At 63.0% G+C, this 16,632-nt stretch carries 17 protein-coding genes; 9 read left to right on the forward strand and 8 right to left on the reverse strand.

Translation table 11 applies throughout. From position 1 onward, the window contains the following. Nucleotides 1–44 precede the first annotated feature (44 nt). The 4 genes from NCR98_RS24125 to NCR98_RS24140 all read right to left on the reverse strand — a co-directional run bounded on the left by NCR98_RS24125 (nucleotide 45) and on the right by NCR98_RS24140 (nucleotide 3,446). Nucleotides 45–506, reverse strand: coding sequence for a YsnF/AvaK domain-containing protein (locus tag NCR98_RS24125; RefSeq protein ID WP_250511141.1), 462 nt, complete (start codon nucleotides 504–506; stop codon nucleotides 45–47). 39 nt (nucleotides 507–545) lie between these two features. Next, nucleotides 546–1,178, reverse strand: a complete 633-nt coding sequence (locus NCR98_RS24130) for a hypothetical protein (RefSeq protein ID WP_502799801.1) — start codon at nucleotides 1,176–1,178, stop codon at nucleotides 546–548. A gap of 329 nt (nucleotides 1,179–1,507) precedes the next feature. Then, nucleotides 1,508–2,596: a zinc-binding metallopeptidase family protein gene (locus NCR98_RS24135; RefSeq protein ID WP_250468168.1), complete on the reverse strand. Its 1,089-nt coding sequence runs from the start codon at nucleotides 2,594–2,596 to the stop codon at nucleotides 1,508–1,510. A gap of 40 nt (nucleotides 2,597–2,636) precedes the next feature. Beyond that, entirely contained in the window at nucleotides 2,637–3,446 is an 810-nt protein-coding gene (locus NCR98_RS24140; RefSeq protein WP_244830261.1) for a transglutaminase-like domain-containing protein, read from the reverse strand. Nucleotides 3,447–3,926: 480 nt separating this feature from the next. Between NCR98_RS24140 and phaP the strand changes: the two genes are divergently transcribed. The 4 genes from phaP (at nucleotide 3,927) to NCR98_RS24160 (ending at nucleotide 8,967) form a co-directional block, all read left to right on the forward strand. Next, on the forward strand, nucleotides 3,927–4,469 hold the full coding sequence (gene phaP / locus NCR98_RS24145) for a TIGR01841 family phasin (RefSeq protein WP_250511143.1): 543 nt from the start codon (nucleotides 3,927–3,929) through the stop codon (nucleotides 4,467–4,469). Nucleotides 4,470–4,577: 108 nt separating this feature from the next. Then, nucleotides 4,578–6,182, forward strand: coding sequence for an acyl CoA:acetate/3-ketoacid CoA transferase (locus NCR98_RS24150; RefSeq protein WP_284503937.1), 1,605 nt, complete (start codon nucleotides 4,578–4,580; stop codon nucleotides 6,180–6,182). Beyond that, nucleotides 6,179–7,843 carry an acetolactate synthase large subunit gene (locus NCR98_RS24155; RefSeq protein ID WP_250468172.1) on the forward strand — a complete coding sequence of 555 codons (1,665 nt, stop codon included), beginning with the start codon at nucleotides 6,179–6,181 and terminating at the stop codon, nucleotides 7,841–7,843. The genes NCR98_RS24150 and NCR98_RS24155 overlap by 4 nt, the downstream gene beginning before the upstream one ends. Next, complete coding sequence (locus NCR98_RS24160) at nucleotides 7,840–8,967, forward strand: zinc-dependent alcohol dehydrogenase family protein (protein ID WP_244830264.1); 1,128 nt, start codon at nucleotides 7,840–7,842, stop codon at nucleotides 8,965–8,967. The genes NCR98_RS24155 and NCR98_RS24160 overlap by 4 nt, the downstream gene beginning before the upstream one ends. 196 nt (nucleotides 8,968–9,163) lie before the next feature. Here NCR98_RS24160 and NCR98_RS24165 read toward each other — a convergent pair whose 3' ends face one another. The 3 genes from NCR98_RS24165 to tauA are packed head-to-tail and all read right to left on the reverse strand — an operon-like array spanning nucleotide 9,164 to nucleotide 11,840. Then, nucleotides 9,164–9,982 (reverse strand): ABC transporter permease subunit, encoded by an 819-nt coding sequence (locus tag NCR98_RS24165; RefSeq protein ID WP_250527537.1) that lies wholly within the window; start codon nucleotides 9,980–9,982, stop codon nucleotides 9,164–9,166. Nucleotides 9,983–10,032: 50 nt separating this feature from the next. Then, nucleotides 10,033–10,812 (reverse strand): taurine ABC transporter ATP-binding protein, encoded by a 780-nt coding sequence (locus NCR98_RS24170; RefSeq protein ID WP_250468175.1) that lies wholly within the window; start codon nucleotides 10,810–10,812, stop codon nucleotides 10,033–10,035. Then, nucleotides 10,809–11,840, reverse strand: a complete 1,032-nt coding sequence (gene tauA, locus NCR98_RS24175; protein ID WP_250527538.1) for a taurine ABC transporter substrate-binding protein — start codon at nucleotides 11,838–11,840, stop codon at nucleotides 10,809–10,811. Before tauA ends, NCR98_RS24170 begins: the two co-directional genes overlap by 4 nt. A 390-nt stretch (nucleotides 11,841–12,230) precedes the next feature. Between tauA and NCR98_RS24180 the strand changes: the two genes are divergently transcribed. After that, complete coding sequence (locus NCR98_RS24180; protein WP_255784742.1) at nucleotides 12,231–12,683, forward strand: DUF2501 domain-containing protein; 453 nt, start codon at nucleotides 12,231–12,233, stop codon at nucleotides 12,681–12,683. Nucleotides 12,684–12,821: 138 nt separating this feature from the next. On the opposite strand, the gene NCR98_RS24185 is transcribed toward NCR98_RS24180, so the two are convergent. Next, nucleotides 12,822–13,709, reverse strand: coding sequence for an SDR family oxidoreductase (locus NCR98_RS24185; RefSeq protein WP_250494311.1), 888 nt, complete (start codon nucleotides 13,707–13,709; stop codon nucleotides 12,822–12,824). A 98-nt stretch (nucleotides 13,710–13,807) separates the two neighbouring features. On the opposite strand from NCR98_RS24185, the gene NCR98_RS24190 reads away from it, so the two are divergent. The 4 genes from NCR98_RS24190 to NCR98_RS24205 all read left to right on the forward strand — a co-directional run bounded on the left by NCR98_RS24190 (nucleotide 13,808) and on the right by NCR98_RS24205 (nucleotide 16,412). Next, entirely contained in the window at nucleotides 13,808–14,638 is an 831-nt protein-coding gene (locus tag NCR98_RS24190) for a helix-turn-helix transcriptional regulator (protein ID WP_250468177.1), read from the forward strand. A gap of 129 nt (nucleotides 14,639–14,767) precedes the next feature. Beyond that, the gene (locus NCR98_RS24195) at nucleotides 14,768–14,995 is read left to right on the forward strand and encodes a hypothetical protein (RefSeq protein ID WP_244830270.1); all 228 of its coding nucleotides are present in this window, start codon (nucleotides 14,768–14,770) and stop codon (nucleotides 14,993–14,995) included. 182 nt (nucleotides 14,996–15,177) lie between these two features. Beyond that, a complete protein-coding gene (gene epsC, locus NCR98_RS24200; RefSeq protein ID WP_250527539.1) occupies nucleotides 15,178–16,155 on the forward strand; it encodes a serine O-acetyltransferase EpsC in 978 nt (325 codons plus the stop codon). Further along, nucleotides 16,152–16,412, forward strand: a complete 261-nt coding sequence (locus NCR98_RS24205; RefSeq protein ID WP_250468178.1) for a helix-turn-helix domain-containing protein — start codon at nucleotides 16,152–16,154, stop codon at nucleotides 16,410–16,412. The genes epsC and NCR98_RS24205 overlap by 4 nt, the downstream gene beginning before the upstream one ends. Nucleotides 16,413–16,632 lie beyond the last annotated feature (220 nt).

The following is a 16,632-nucleotide window of genomic DNA, read 5'->3' on the forward strand; positions in this document are numbered from 1 at the left end:
TTGAGTGATTTGAATGGCGGCCACACGTTGCTTCGAAGAACGGCTCAGGAAGATGTCTTGCCCGAGCCCGAGGACGGTATCGCGGGGTCCGCAATCCAGTCTCCAACCGTTCCAGCGCGCCTTTCCACGACGACTTCCTGACGTTGCAACTCGGCTCTGTGCACGTCATTTTTTTCGGTCACTACAGTGGTGATGCGGATTTCTTCCTTGAGCATCAGCCTCAGTTCGGTCACGGGCACGTACTCGAACACGGGCACGACCAACGTGTCGCCTTCATGGCGCGGCGCAAACTCCGCGTCCACGAAACGATTGAGGGCAACGCGTTCTATTCGTGCCGTGCGGTTGTGCAGAACGACAGGCACCTCGCGCGACTCGGTGTGCGTCACGACACGAACGCGCACCATGCCGGTTTCGAGCGTTTCCGTCGATACGTGCAGACGTTCTTCAGTGGCGGTCAACGTCGACGTTTCCACGACACCTGTCGCCGTTCGATTCTGCGTGCTCATGCGCGACTCCAGGTTTCGTGGATCAGTCGGATAGGGCGTTTAGCGTGTGACACGGTTGTCCGGCGCAAGGCGTCCTGCGGCACCGGCGCGCAAGGCGACGTCATCGCGAGCGCTGCCGCTTGCATCTTCGAACGGCGGTTGGTGACGGAATCCCGCACCACCCGACACGATCGCGATGATCGCGCCGACGAGAAGTGCAGCGAACGAGAACCACGAAGCGCGGGCGACGCCGCGTGCGGCGGTATCGGCGGCCTGACGTGCATCGGCTTCAGCTTGCGGGCCGGATGCAGCGGCCGTTGCGGAAGCAACCGCGCCTTGAACCTGCGCCTTGAGCGAACCCAGCATCGTGCCGCTTGCGGCCGAAGGGTTGGCCGCGGCGGTAGCCGTTGCACCGGTCGATGCGATGCTGCCTGCCGCACTCACTGCGCTGCCGACAAGCGACGTTGCGCCGTATGCCATTGCGATGATCATCACGGCCCATGCAAGCAAGCCGTGCAGCCAGCCAAGAACCGGCGCGCAACGCCCTGCAAAATAGGAACCGATGAACACGGCGATGACCGTCATCACGATCATGTAGGCGCCGGAGCCGAACGCGAAGCCGCGCGATGGATCGGGCTGAGTCAGTGGCGACAGCACCGATGCCCCGATAGCGGTTCCGAGCACAGTCAACATGAGGTACGCGATCAACGAGAGGATGACTCCCGCGATGACGGCGCCCCATGAGACGCGGGATAGACCATATTGTGTAGTAAGCAGGCGCATAGCGGTATCCAAAAGAATTTAGGAAGCCAAAACAGGCACGTCTAGTGAGCAACGCGTGCTGGCCAACTTGTAGGTGCAATCACCATTCCCACGAAGTACCGGAGGCGGCTTGAACCGGCATGGACGAAGGTTCGCGCATGCGGTCGGGAGCAAATAGGTGGGATCTGCTTGAGGGTGTCGCGCGGCGGGCGAAGAACACTTATCGCCGCGTTGACCTATCGATGTCCTTCAATGCGGACTCAGGGCGAGTTTGCTTCCACGCGATCGTGTTCATGCTCGAGGCTCTGCGCCTCGATCAGACGATGGATGAACCTCAGCTTTTTCACGGCGCCAGGTGCGAGCGTGAACGGATACGGGTCCGGCATGCCGAGGCTTCGGTTAAGGCTGTTCATGGCGTACGTCAGCATCGTCCATTGCTTCATCAGCAATTCGAAACTCGGCGAGTGAGGCAGCACTTGCGCGGCGAAGTTAGGACCTTTGCGGCTCACCGGCGCGATGTTGATGCCGCATGCGCGCGCGGTGCCGGTGGTATCCACGATATGAAGATAATGCGCCCAGGTTTCCGCCCAGTCTTCCCAGGGATGCATGGTCGCGTAGGCGCTGACGTGATTCGTCGCCCAGTCGGCAGGCGCGCCGTTGCGATAGTGGCGGGAAAGCGCTTCGCTGTAACTCGCCCGGTCATCGCCGAAGAGCGTGCGGAACGACGCCGTTCGCCGTGCGCCCACCACGAGGCGATCGAAGTAGTAATGGCCGATCTCGTGTCTGAAGTGACCGAGCAAGGTCCGGTAGGGCTCGCGCATGGCGATGCGTACGCGTTCGCGGCGCACGTCGTCGGCCTCGGCGATGTTCATCGTGATGAGGCCGCTATGATGGCCCGTCAACACCTTTTTGCCGCGGCGGCTTTCGAGAAACTCGAATTCGAGCCCGGTTTCCGGATGCTCCTTGCGTGTGTCGACGCGCAATCCCAGCACGGCGAGCGTGTACAGCAGACGACGCTTCGCGGCTTCGAGTCTGGCCCAGTAATAACGACGGCGCGGCGCTTTCAGATTCGGGATCACGGCCGTCAGACGGCAAGAATGACAGAACGGGTCCGGCGAGTCTTCCGGCACCATCCAGTTGCAAACCTTTTCGACCGAATAGTTGTGGCACGGCTTGTAGCGAACGTCGCCGTCCGCCGGCTTCGCTTCCCACCGAGGTCCCTTCAGCTTGACGAATGCGCTCATCTCGCCCGTTTCCGGAATGAAGCCGAGCATCGACCCGCAGCGTTCGCATTGAACGTTTTCGAAGAAGATGAGATGTCCGCAGTCGGTGCAGTGAAACGCTTTCATAACGGACGATTCGTGGGCGTTCTAAAGGTGGACGCGAAGATCATTCGCACGGCTCGCAAATCACCTTGAAGTCGACCAGCGCCGCGCTCCCGAAGGTCATGCTGATTGGCACGTCGGTCGCATCGCGGCCGCGCGCCATGAGTACACGGCCAGTGCGCGGTGCGTTGTTGCGCGGATCGAAAGTCTGCCAGGTTCCGCCGAGATAGGCTTCGAACCATGCACAGAAATCCTGGTCCGCATAAGGCGGCGGCAGGTTCACGTCGCTGATATAGCCGGTGCAATACCGCGCCGGAATGTTCAGGGCGCGGCAGAGCGCCACCGCCAGTTGCGCGTAATCGCGGCACACGCCGATGCCTTCCTGATGCGCTTCGGAAGCCGTGCGCGTGGGCCGTGCCGTCTTGTAGTCGAACTTGATGTGTGCGTGCACGTAATCACAGATGGCGAGCACCTGGGTTCGCCCTTGCGGCAGTCCGCCGAACCGTTGCCACGCGAAGTTGGAAAGCAAGTCGGTTTCGCAATAGCGGCTGCCCAGCAGAAACTGTAGACACTCGTCGGGAAGTTGTTCGACCGGGAGCTGACCATCTTCCAGGGGATAGCTTTCCGGCGTATCGGGCACTTCGAGCACGCCTTCGGTCGCCACGACGAGCGGACCCACAGACGGCGTCACGATACGCGTGCACAGATTGCCGAAGCCGTCGTAATAGTGCGTGAACGCGAGCGGCGGATCGAACGTAATGCGATCGGCAACGACGACCTTGTCCGACATGGAAGGATGCGTGTTGAGCATGAGCACCGCAGGCGTGGCCTGAGTGCAGTTATAGGTCAATTGAAAACCGACGCGGAGCTTCATGGAGGTGGGTCCAAAGGATTAACGGGCGTACTAGGGCGATCAACCGAACGCCTCGACCTTCGACACGACCCAGGAGATTTTGCCAGCTTCGCCAAGCGCCGCCATTCACCTGATGTATGCATCGGATGAGGACGTTCTTGTTGCATGCCAGCATGAGATAACTGATCTTAGCAACATCGGGGCCTGGAACCATCGATGCTTGTGAGTACACGATAACACCATTACTTTGTCCCAACGCTTTGGAAAGAAAAGCAGCATCCACTCCGAAGCGCGCCAAAACCGGTTCATTCGACTTGATGCATCTTGCTCGAATCGCTTCAAGGGTGTCGCCGATGGAAAACATCAGGAAACCGAAAGATCACGAAAACTTCGCTTGACGCATGCGACCACTCCCGTATGATGGACTCATTGTTGCAATGCAGCAAAAACGGGCGCCGTACCCACGGATCGGCTCGTACGTACCTCTTTATGGAGCGGACAATGTTTCCTATTCTTCAATCATCGGCACCGGCGGCAACGGCACAACTCGAAGCGTTTTTCGGCATCACGAAGCGCTATGCGATGGGACTTCAACAGCTTGCCGATCTGAATGTGCAGACGGTCAAGGCTGTGTTCGAGGAAAGCGCCTCTGTCCTAACGTCGGGTTCGGACGTGAAACCGGGCGACTTCATGGGTTTTCAGTGGACGCTGTTCGCGGAAGTGCCGGAGAAGTCGGCCGCTTATGCGCGCCACTTCTTCCAGATCGTTCGTGAGACGGAAGCCGACATCCTCAAGGAAGCGCGCAGCCAGTACGAGCAATATGGTTCCGGCATGAAGGGCGCGTTCGAATCGGCCATGCAGCAAGGCTCGTCGCAAGTGCAAAAGTCGATTGCTTCGATATCGGATGTGGCCTCGTCCGCGCATGCGGCAAGCGCTGCGCCCAAGCTCATTCTCGATGCAAGCGAGAGCACGGTGGATAGCGTGACTGGTGCGACCAACGCCAGCATCGAGCTATTGAACACCAGCCCCAAACATTCGGCGTGAAGTTTCCGGGAATGTGACATCCGTCGCCAACGCCCGCTTAAGCGGGCTTTTTATTGCGGCCACGCCTGGAGCACTCCGGTGATTTTGCTGGCTTAGAGAGGTCCCGCCATGACAGACAAGATTGCGACCGCCGATGAAGCGATCGGACTGATCAGCGACGGCGACGCCGTCTGCTGCTCGGGATTCGTCGGCATCGGTACACCCGATGAATTGCTGATCGCGCTGGAACGACGTTTCCGAAGCTCGGCCACGCCACGCGATCTGACGGTCGTTTTCGCCGCCGCACCGGGCGACGGCGGCGAGCGCGGACTCAACCGCATCGCGCTGCCGGGGCTCATCAGGCGCGCTATCGGCGGACATTGGTCGCTCGTGCCGAAGCTCGCACGCATGGCGACCGACGACCTGATCGAAGCCTACAACCTTCCGCTCGGCACGATGTCGCATCTGTTTCGCGATATCGCGGCGCATCGCGCCGGCACGATCACACAAGTCGGAATCGGTACGTTCGTCGACCCGCGGCTTGGCGGCGGAAAGATCAACGCGAGCACGACGGAAGAGCTCGTCAGCGTCATCGAGATCGATGACAAACCGTGGCTGCTCTATAAAGCCTTTCCGCTCGACGTGGCGCTGATTCGCGGCACCACGGCCGACACCGACGGCAACATCACGATGGAGCGCGAAGCGCTCGTGCTCGACGCGCAAGCTATCGCCATGGCCGCGCATAACGGCAAAGGTCTGGTGATTGCCCAAGTGGAGCGGATCGTTCCAAGCGGCACGCTCGATCCGCGCGCGGTGGTGGTGCCGGGCATTCTCGTCGATCGCATCGTGCTCGCGTCCGCCGGCGCGCAGCCGCAGACATACGGCACGGCCTATGACCCAGCGTTCTCCGCCGAAACGAAAGCCGTGGTCGGCGAGATGAAAAGCCCCGTGCTCGACGAGCGCAAGGTGATCGCACGCCGTTGCGCGTTCGAGTTGCCGCCGGGCGGCGTCGTGAATCTCGGGATCGGCGTGCCTGAAGTGGTGGCGGCTGTCGCGGGCGAGGAGCACTTGCTGAATCATCTGACCTTGACCGCCGAGCCAGGCGTGATTGGCGGCATGCCGCTCGGCGGCCTCGATTTCGGCGCCGCGATCAATGTCGATGCGCTCCTGCATCAGAATCAGCAATTCGATTTCTACGATGGCGGCGGTCTCGATCTCGCCTGCCTGGGCATGGCCGAAGTGGACCGCGGCGGCAACGTCAACGTGAGCCGCTTCGGCGCGCGGCTCATCGGCGCGGGCGGCTTCATCAACATCAGCCAGAACGCGCGCTCCGTGGTGTTCGCGGGCACCTTCACGGCGGGCGGACTCAAGGTGCAGATCGAAAGCGGGCGGCTCGCGATCATCGGGGAAGGCGCGAAGAAAAAGTTCGTGGAGCGCGTCGAACAGATCACTTTCAATGGCGAATTCGCGGCCGCGCGCGGTCAGCCCGTGCTGTATGTGACCGAACGCTGCGTGTTTCGTCGCGTGCCCGAGGGACTCGAACTCACGGAGATCGCACCGGGTATCGATCTCGAACGCGATATCCTCGCGCATATGGACTTTGCGCCCATCGTGCGTCAGGTCCGGCTAATGGACCCACGCATTTTCCTTCCGCAGATCATGGACCTGTCGACCATTCTCACCGAGCGCGGCGCAATGACCCGCGAACTCGCGTTGCAAGGAGACTGCCAATGAAAGCATCCGACCTGTTTGTCAGGGCGCTCGAAAACGAAGGCGTCGATCGTATCTTCGCCGTGCCGGGCGAGGAAAACCTCGATGTCGTGGAATCGCTGCGCAAATCGAGCATTCAGCTCATCGTGACGCGCCATGAGCAGTCGGCGGCCTTCATGGCGGCCACGCACGGTCGTCTGACCGGTCAGCCGGGCGTGTGCATGGCGACGCTCGGTCCCGGCGCGCTGAACCTCGTCACCGGGGCGGCTTACGCGCAACTCGGCGCCATGCCGATGATCCTCATCACCGGCCAGAAGGCCATCATGACCTCGCGGCAGGCGCGCTTCCAGATCGTCGATATCGTGGCGACGATGAAGCCACTCACCAAGGCATCGCGGCAGATCGTGAGCGGCGCGAGTATTCCGACGGTCATACGCGATGCGTTCCGGCTCGCCGCCGAAGAGCGTCCCGGCCCCGTGCATCTCGAACTCCCGGAAGACGTGGCGGCCACCGAAGTGAGCGACGACGTGGGCATCGTTCCCAGGCATCCGGTCGAACTGCCCGTCGCGCACGACGCCGCGATCGAACGCGCCGCGAACTTGCTGATGCACGCCGAACGGCCGCTCGTCATGTTCGGCGCGGCGAGCAACCGGCCGCGGCTCGCGGGCCAGTTGACCGACTTCATTCGCCGCACCGGCATTCCGTTCTTCAATACGCAGATGGGCAAGGGCACGGTCGCGGCTATCGGCAACGACGAAGCCACCGAGCTGTGGATGGGCACGGCCGCGCTCAGCGAGCGCGACTATCTGCACGAAGCGATCGACCGCGCCGACCTGATCCTCGCAATCGGTCACGACACGGTCGAAAAGCCGCCGTTCTTCATGGGACCGAAGGGGCCGCAGGTGATCCATGTGGGCTACACGCCCGCCAATGTCGAGCAGGTGTTCTTTCCGCATGCGGAAGTGGTCGGCGATCTGGGCTTGAGCCTGTCGCGCCTCGCCGCGCGCGTCGAAGGCAGGTTGCCGTGCGCGGGTGCGCTGGCGCCGCTGCGCGAAGGCATTCTGAAGCGCACGCTCGACCGCGCCGACGAATCGCGCTTTCCGCTGACGCCGCAACGGATCGTCCACGACGTGCGCGAAGTCATGCCCGCCGATGGCATCGTCGCGCTCGACAACGGCATGTACAAGATCTGGTTCGCGCGCTGTTACCGCACACGCAGCGCCAACACGCTGCTCCTCGACAACGCCCTGGCGACGATGGGCGCAGGCCTTCCATCCGCGATGATGGCGGCGCTTCTCCACCCCGAGCGGCGCGTGATGGCGGTGTGCGGCGACGGCGGATTCATGATGAATTCGCAGGAGCTGGAAACTGCGGTGCGGCTGAAGCTGAACCTCGTGGTGCTCATCATTCAGGACGACGCGTACGGCATGATTCGCTGGAAGCAGGCCGTCGACAAGTTCATCGACTGGGGCCTCACGTTCGGCAATCCGGACTTCCTCAAGTATGCCGATGCCTACGGCGCGAAAGGGCGGCGCGTAGAATCGGCCGAAGGGCTGGTTCCGGCGCTGGAGGGCGCGTTCGAGGACGGCGGCGTGCAGCTCGTGATCGTGCCGGTAGACTATTCGGAAAACATTCGCGTGCTTGTCGAGGAACTCGGCAACCGCGGCATCGAGGGGACGAAATGAAGATCAAGGCAGCAGTTCTGAACGCGATGGGTACGGCCACGCCTTACGCGGAATCGAAGCCGCTTCGCATCGAAGAGGTCGAGCTTGCGCCGCCCGGCCCGGGCGAAGTGCTGATCAAGGTCGCGGCGGCGGGGTTGTGTCATTCGGATCTGTCGGTCATCAATGGCGACCGGCCTCGTCCCATGCCGATGGCGCTTGGGCATGAAGCGTCCGGCATCGTCGAGGAACTCGGCGCGGGCGTGACCGATTTGAAAGTGGGCGATCACGTGGTCGTCGTGTTCGTGCCGAGTTGCGGACACTGCGCCCCGTGCGCCGAAGGGCGGCCGGCGTTGTGCGAGCCGGGCGCGGCCGCGAACGGCGCCGGCACGCTGCTGTCCGGCGAGCGGCGGCTTTCGCATGGCGGCGAGCCGCTCAACCATCATCTCGGCTGCTCCGTGTTCGCGGAGTACGCGACCGTGTCGCGCCGCTCGGTCGTGAAGATCGATCCCGCCGTGCCGCTCGGCGATGCCGCGCTCTTCGGCTGCGCGGTGCTCACGGGCGTGGGCGCTGTCGTCAATACGGCGCAGGTGCGAGTCGGTGCGTCGGTGGCGGTGATCGGGCTGGGCGGTGTCGGTCTCGCCGCGCTCATCGGTGCACACGCGGCGGGCGCGCGGCAGATCATCGCCATCGACCTGGCCGACGACAAGCTCGAACAGGCACGCGCGCTCGGGGCCACGCATACGGTCAACGCGGGTCAGGACAATGCGCTCGAACAGATTCGCTCGCTGAGTTCGGGCGGCGTCGAATTCGCATTCGAATTCGCGGGCTCGATTCGCGCGCTGGATCTCGCGTATCGCATCACGCGTCGCGGCGGAATGACGGTGACCGCCGGGCTGCCGCCATCGACCGCCAACTGGCCGCTGCCGGCGGTGAGTCTCGTTGCGGAGGAACGCACGTTGAAGGGCAGTTATATCGGCACGTGCGTGCCGTCACGCGATATTCCCCATTACGTCGATCTCTATTCGCAAGGCCGCTTGCCCGTGAACAAGTTGCTCACGGGACGCCTGAAGCTCGACGAGATCAACCATGGCTTCGACCTGCTGCATGAGGGAAAAGCGATTCGGCAGGTGGTCGTATTCGATTGATTCGGCTTGACCACGCGTAGCCGCATGAAGTCGTTCGCGAAGGAAGGCAATCGCGCCTTGCCTTCGAGAACGATGTCTTTCGGTTCGCGAAGCTGCCTTGTGACCGCCGCAGTCCATCGAGAAACGCGCTTCGACGACTGCTTGAGGAACGCATCGCGCTTGTCTTCGCTGTGATGATTGCGTGGAAGGCGCGCCTTCAACGCCCTTTCCACGGCACGAGCCGCCGTTCCAGCGCGCGCATGCCGAAGTCGAAGATCCACGCAATCGCACCGATGAGCACGATGCCCATCACCACCACGTCGGTGCGCAGAAAGCTCGACGCGTTCAGCACCATCTGTCCGAGACCGGCGGTGGCCGCGACCATTTCCGCCGCGACGAGCGTGGTCCAGCCAAAGCCGACCGCTATGCGCAAGCCCGTCAGAATCTCGGGCAACGCGGCGGGCAGCACGACATGCCGCACCACTTGCCGAAAGCTCGCGCCGAGCGACCATGCGGCGTTCACTTGCTCGGTGGTCGCGCTGCGCACGCCCGCGCGCGCGGCCATGGCGATCGGCGCGAAACACGCGAGCCAGATGACGACGATCTTCGCGGTTTCATCGATACCGAACCAGATCACGACGAGCGGCAGATAAGCGAGCGGCGGCAGCGGCCGGTAAAACTCCAGAGGCGGATCGAGCACGCCGCGCGCAATTCGGCTCACGCCCATCAGAATGCCGACCGGCACCGCCGTCAGGACGGCGAGCGCGAACGCGCCGAACACGCGAATCGCGCTCCACAGCAGATGCTCCGATAGCGGCAGACCGCCCTGAATGCGCCCGTGCACGGCATCGATGAAAGCACGCCACACGGCCTCGGGCGACGGCAGAAAAAGCGGTGGCAACCAGTGAAAATGCGTGGTCGCCCACCACAGCACGGCGATCGCCACGACGCATAACGTGCTCGGCATCGCGGTGGGCCCCGCGCCCCGCATGCCGCGATAGCGCTTGCCACGCTTCGCGCGCCGGGCGCGAGGCACTGCCGCGCTTTCCGAGGGTGGAGCGAAGCGGGCCTCCTGAACGGGCTGCGTCACACGGCCTCCGTGACAGGACGATGCAATCGCCGCGTCAGGCGCTCGCGCCACTCGATGAACGCGGGCGATGCCTTCACCGCGCGGGCATCGCGATTCGCGACGTACTCGCGCGAGAACGGCAGTTCGTGCACTTCCTCGATACGGCCCGGACCCGGCGTCATCAACACGAGACGGGTGGCGAGAAAGAGCGCTTCCTCCACGCTATGCGTGATGAAAAACACCGTCTTTTGCGTGCGCGCCCAGACATCGAGCACGAGTTCCTGCACGGTTTCGCGCGTGAGCGCATCGAGTGCGCCCATCGGTTCGTCCATCAGCAGCACTTCGGGATCGCTGGCAAGCGCCCGCGCGATGCCCACGCGCTGCTGCATGCCGCCCGACAGCGCATAGACCTTCGCGTGCTCGTATTGCGCGAGGCCGACGAGGGCGAGCGTGCGGCGCGCGATCTCGCGACGCTTGTCGCGCTTGACGCCGCGAAAGCGTAAGCCGAGCGCGACGTTGTCGAGTACGTCGAGCCAGGGCATGAGCGCGTACTTCTGGAACACGACGCCGCGTTCCGCGCCCGGCCCGAGAATCGGTTCGCCGTTGAGCGACGCTTCGCCTTCGGTTGGATCGAGAAAGCCTGCAAGGCAATTGAGCAGCGTGGTCTTGCCGCATCCGGAAGCGCCGAGCGCGACGACGAACTCGCCGCTGCCGATTTGCAGATCGACGCCCTTGAGCGCAGGCGCGCTCGCGCCTTCATACGTGACGCCGAGATTGCGGATGGACAGCGAAGTCATTTCGCGGCCTGCTGCGCGAAGCGCGGATCGACGCCCGTCGAATAGTCAGCGAGGACGTTCTGGATCGTGCCTTGTTGCTTGAGGAACTGTGCGGTGGCCGTGAGCGACTTCGCAGCGCCGGACTGCTGGCCGCCGCCGAGCCAGATGGGCGACGCCTGTTCGCTCGCGCTTGGAAAGGCGTAGAGCGAGAGACTCGCGGGCACGTCGGCGGCGGTTGCACCGGACTCTCGCGCCACGGCCTCGACCTGTTTCGAACCGGCGGTCCAATCGGCTTTGTGATCGCGGTATTGCGCGTCGGTATCGGCGAGCACCTTGGTGAGACCCGCCATGAACGCGGCGTTGTCCTGCGCGAACTTGCGCGAGGCGACGAAACCATCGAAGGTCGCCTTGCCGCTTTCCTTCGCAACTTCGCCCGATGTCACGAGCACCTTGCCGTTCTGCTTGACCTTGGCGAGCACCGGGTCCCAGATGTAGGTCGCGTCGATATTGCCGCGTTCCCACGCCGCCGCCACTTCCGGCGGCCGCAGGTTGACGATCTTCACCGATGAAGGATCGACGCCCGCCTGCTGCAACGCCACGAGCGCATGAAAATGCGAGGTCGATACGAACGGCAGGCCCAGCGTCTTGCCCTTCAGATCAGCGAGCTTCGTCACGCCGGAGCCGTTGCGCACGACGAGCGCTTCAGCGTCGTTGATGTTGTCGAGAATCCAGAAGAGCGAGAGATCGACGCCTTGCGACAGTCCGGCCGCGATCGGGCTCGACCCTGCTTCGCCCACTTGTATCGAGCCGGACGCCAGCGCGCGGATCACGTCCGCGCCGCTGCCTAGCTTGCGGTACGTGACCTTGTAGCCGGTCGCCTTTTCGACCGCGCCGCTTGCCTGCGCATAGCGCCACGGCACGACCATGTCCTGATATCCGATGACGACCTCGCGTGTCTCCGCTTGCGCGTGCATCGGTGCGAGAACGACGGTTCCAAGTGCAAAAGAGGCGAGGCTGGCGAGGAGTTGACGACGGGTCGTGTGTTTCATGGAGCAGGCGCTAAGGTCGTTGTAAAGCCTTCGACTATAGGCACTTCACGTGCCGCGGCTACCAATGTTTTATGCGTAGCAAATCACATCGCGACTGCTTTGGTCTTCATCGAAACCGCACCCTGATGCGCGGCGTAAAAAGCGGCGCGACACTTGACGCCGACGTTCGAAGACGCGCTCCGCATGCACGAGCCGATCGCGCAGTTCGACAAGTCGGACCGTTTAGGCAAGCGCATCGGGTCGACATTCCGTAAGCTTGTCTGAACCCGTGGCGCGCGTGCATTGCTCGATCTCGCGAGCACTGTTTCATCGAAGGGTTCGAGTCCGGGTCGCCGCTTCTTCGAAACGCACTATAGTGGAGGGTGTTTTCAACGAAGAGAGAGGGCTCGCATGATCTCACGCACTCGTTCCACCCTGGCCGCTACGATGCTCGCCGCGACGCTCGCGTATGTCCCCGCCGCGCATGCGCAGCTCGGCAATCTGCTCAATCAGGGGGGCAATAGCGGAGCCGGTGGCGGACTGAGCAGCCTCGGCAGTCTGGGCAGCGGGATGTCGTTGCAATCGCTGACATCGAACAGCACGGGCAACGTAGCCGGCGTACTCCAGTATTGCATCAAGAACAACTACCTCGGCGGTGGCGCTTCATCGGTCAAGGACGGCTTGATGAGCAAGCTGCCGGGCGGTGCATCGACGAGCGATAGCGGATACACCGACGGCTCCAAGGGCATTCTCAATAGCGGCAGCGGCAAGGTCGATCTGAGTGGCGGCGGGCTCAAGGAGCAGATTACCAAGCAGGTCTGCGACAAGATACTGTCGCAAGGCAAGTCGTTGCTGGGTGGTTGACGGTTTGACGTCGGCAATGGAACGCTTCCGCAAGAGCGTCCTCGATGTTTGCGTCGAAGACGCTCCACCGCCGCTTAAGCGATCCAAAAGCGATGCGCAGCGCTCTCATGCCGAGGCGCCGCGCCGCGCGTTCAAGCGTTAAACATACCGCGCCTCGTCCAGATCGGCGATCAACGTCGGCCCGGTCGGATGCCAGTCGAGCCGCGCCTGCGTCAACGCGCTCGATGCGGGCATATCCAGACCGACGAACATGGCCATCCATCCGAAATGCGCGGCGGCTTCCTCCGGCGCGATGGAAACGGCCGGCAGCTTCAGGCCTCGTCCCAGCGACTCGGCGATCTCACGGCTGCTGACGCCTTCTTCGCCCACCGCGTGATATCGCGCGCCCCGTTCGCCCTTTTCCACGACCAGCCGATAAAGCCGCGCGACATCCGACAGATGACCCGCCGGCCAGCGGTTCTGGCCATCGCCGACATAAGCGGATACGCCTTTCTTCCGCGCGACCTCGACGAGCGGCGTAATGAGTCCCTGCTTGAACGGATTGTGGACTTGGGGCAGCCGCACGACCGAGACGTTGATGCCCGCGTCCAGCAACGCATGACCCGCGAGTTCCGACGCGATGCGCGGGTTCGGATGACTCGCGTTGAACACATCCTCGCTCGCCGCCTCGCCATGCGCGCCACCGCCCATCCCGGTTCCCGACGTGATGACGAGCGGCCGGTCCGAGCCTTCGAGCGCCGAGCCGAGCGCGGCAATGACGCGCTTGTCCTTCTCGCAGTTCTCGATGAACCTCGAGAAGTCGTGATCGAAAGCCGTGTGGATGACGGCGTCTGCTTGCGCCGCGCCAGCGACGAGACTGTCCGGCTCTTCCAGCGTGCCGCGATAAACCTCGGCGCCCGCTTTCTCGAGCGTTTGCGCACCCGCGTCGGAGCGCGTCATGCCGAGCACCTGATGCCCGGCGCGAATGAGTTCGGTAACGAGGGCCGAGCCGATAAAACCGGTCGCGCCTGTCAGAAAAATACGCATGGTCAAAGCTCCCTGGTCGTGACCCGCTTACTATCCGATCGTTTCTTATCCCGTTAAAGTAGTGACTTCATCATGGTAAAGCGACTAACAGGGTCTTCATGTCAGTCAACACGGCACGATCGCTGGGCGATTTCCTGAGGAGCCGTCGCTCGCGGCTCGACCCGGCGAGCTTCGGATATTCCGGGCGCAGACGAACGCCCGGCTTGCGCCGGGAAGAGGTCGCGCAGCGCGCGCATATCAGCCCGACCTGGTACACGTGGCTCGAACAAGGGCGGGGCGGCGCGCCATCGGCGGAAGTGCTCGACCGCATCTCCGGCGCATTGATGCTGACGGATACCGAACGCGAGCATCTCTTCATGCTGGGCCTCGGGCGGCCGCCCGAAGTGCGCTACAAATCGGTCGAAGGCGTTCACCCCCGCTTGCAACGCCTGCTCGATTCGCTCGAAGCGAGTCCGGCAATCATCAAGACCGCCATCTGGGATGTGGTCGCGTGGAACCGCGCCGCCGCTGTCGTGCTGACCGACTACGGCACGCTGCCGCCCGGCGAGCGCAATATCCTGCAGTTCCTGTTTCGCAATCCCACGGTCAGGGCCAAGCAGCACGATTGGGAAAGCGTCGCGCGCTTCGTCGTGGGCGCGTTCAGAGCGGATGTGGCGCGTGCCGGACTCGCTTCCGAGGTGAGCGAACTCGTGGACGAACTCTGCGGCGCGAGCCCGGAATTCGAGGCGTTATGGCGCGACAACGATGTGCTGAACCACGGCGACAGCAATGGCATCAAGCGCCTGCTTCATCCCGTGCTCGGTCAGATCGAGTTGGAGTATTCCGCATTTTCCGTCGATGGCCGGCCCGATCTCGGCATGATCGTCTACACGCCAATGGACCCGGCGATAGCCGCGCGCGTCAAGGTCCTCGCTGCCGCGAAGGCGTAACGATCCTATCCAAGTGAGCGCGATGCGAATTTGCTAAGACCAAAGGCTTCGTTGGTGCGGCATGGCGCGCGTACTAGGATAAAAACGTCGCGGACGCTACGGTCCGCACGCGCATAAACGGAGACCTCCATGCGATACAAGGGATACGACGTGGCACCGTCTGCCCATGCCATGCCGAGCGGCCTGTTCGCGGCAAACCTGACTATCGAGAACAAGGTGTCGCCGCACGGCTCGTCGTTCACGTTCGATGCACTCGATTACTTCTTCGAGGCGGATCACGCGGTCGCGTATGCGTTGCGCTGGGCGCGGATGTGGATCGACCAGCGCAACAAGCGGTTTGCGGCGCTCAGGCGCTAGCAGCAATCTTCACCGCGGCGCCGCGCCATCCGCACCATCTTCTATGCAAATGAATTTTGCTTGGTTCCACTTTCCCGCCATGTCTCGCATAGTCGGGATTGATGGCTATAGACGGTTGCCTTTTTGTCGGGCGACTGTCGGGTGACCAAGACGTCGAGCTTCAAACATAGAGGACTGCAACCGTGGCCGTATTCGATATCGATGACATCGTCCAGTCGCTTCAGACGGTGCGCCAGCAATGGCGGGAAGTGCAGCGGCGATCGCTCGAACCGGGCGGGCGCGAACTTCCGGCGCGCGAGGCGCTGACCGATATCGTCGGCGCGATGAAGGGCGCGCTCTTTCCAATGCGGCTCGGACCGCCCGATCTGCGTCAGGAAAGCGAGAACTTTTACGTGGGCCATGCGCTCGACTTCGCGCTGCAAGGGCTTCTCGTGCAAGCAAAGCTGGAACTGCAATACAAGGCGCGTCACGCACCACGCGACGATGCGGCCATCGACGCACGCGCGAGCACCGCGGTGAAGGCCTTCGCGAAGACGTTGCCGCGCATTCGGAGCCTTCTGGACAGCGATATTCTCGCGGCCTATCAGGGCGATCCGGCGGCGGGCAGCGTCGATGAAGTGCTGCTCTGCTATCCCGGCATTCTCGTGATGATTCATCACCGGATCGCGCATGAGTTGTACCGGCTGGAGTTGCCGTTGCTCGCGCGCATCGTCGCGGAACTCGCGCATAGCGAGACGGGCATCGATATTCATCCGGGCGCGAAGATCGGCGCGGGATTCTTCATCGATCATGGCACGGGCGTGGTGATCGGCGAGACGACGGTGATCGGCGACCGCGTGCGCATCTATCAGGCGGTGACGCTCGGCGCCAAACGCTTTCCACGCGATGCCGCAGGCAATCTGGAGAAAGGACTCGCACGGCATCCCGTGGTGGAAGACGATGTCGTCATCTACGCGGGCGCGACCATTCTGGGCCGCGTCACGCTCGGTCAAGGCGCGGTGATCGGCGGCAACGTATGGCTCACGCACGATGTCGCGCCGGGAAGCTACGTGACGCAGGCGCTTTCGCAGAGCGCGGCGGTGTCGCATGCGCAGACGCCGACCCAAACGGTCGTGCAAACGCCCAAGCACGCGCCGCAAGCCGAACAGGTCACGCCATGAGCACGGTGGTGCGTCACTTCGGCGCGACCGTGCGCGAGTTGCGCGAGTCGTTCGGCTGGACGCAGGAACAACTCGCCGAACAAGCCGGGCTCAATCGCTCCTATGTCGGCGAGATAGAACGTGGGACGTGCATCGCTTCCATCGTGACGCTCGACAAGATCGCGCAAGCGTTCAATGTGCCGGCGGGGCGTCTTTTCGGCGCGTCGCGTGGAGATCTGGCGTCGCTGATATCGGAGTCCACGCCATCGGCGAAGTAACGCGGGCGCGTCGGGTTCATCGGCCGTATTGCGTGCGATGCATGCACAGACGCTTCTTGTAGAAGTGTCTTCGTAAGCCTGCGGCAGCATCGCGCTTGGCCGTCCCGGCGGGCCGCTCCTCAAGACGATCTCAATTCGGAACAAAGGCCGCGCGTCGAAGAATCCGCCGATGCCGTCGCCGCATGCGTGGTCATCGGGGTAGGGTGGCCGGCTCGCCAAC

Origin of the sequence: Caballeronia sp. GAWG2-1, assembly GCF_023631405.1 — a bacterium.
In the GTDB taxonomy this organism is placed as follows: Bacteria; Pseudomonadota; Gammaproteobacteria; order Burkholderiales; family Burkholderiaceae; genus Caballeronia.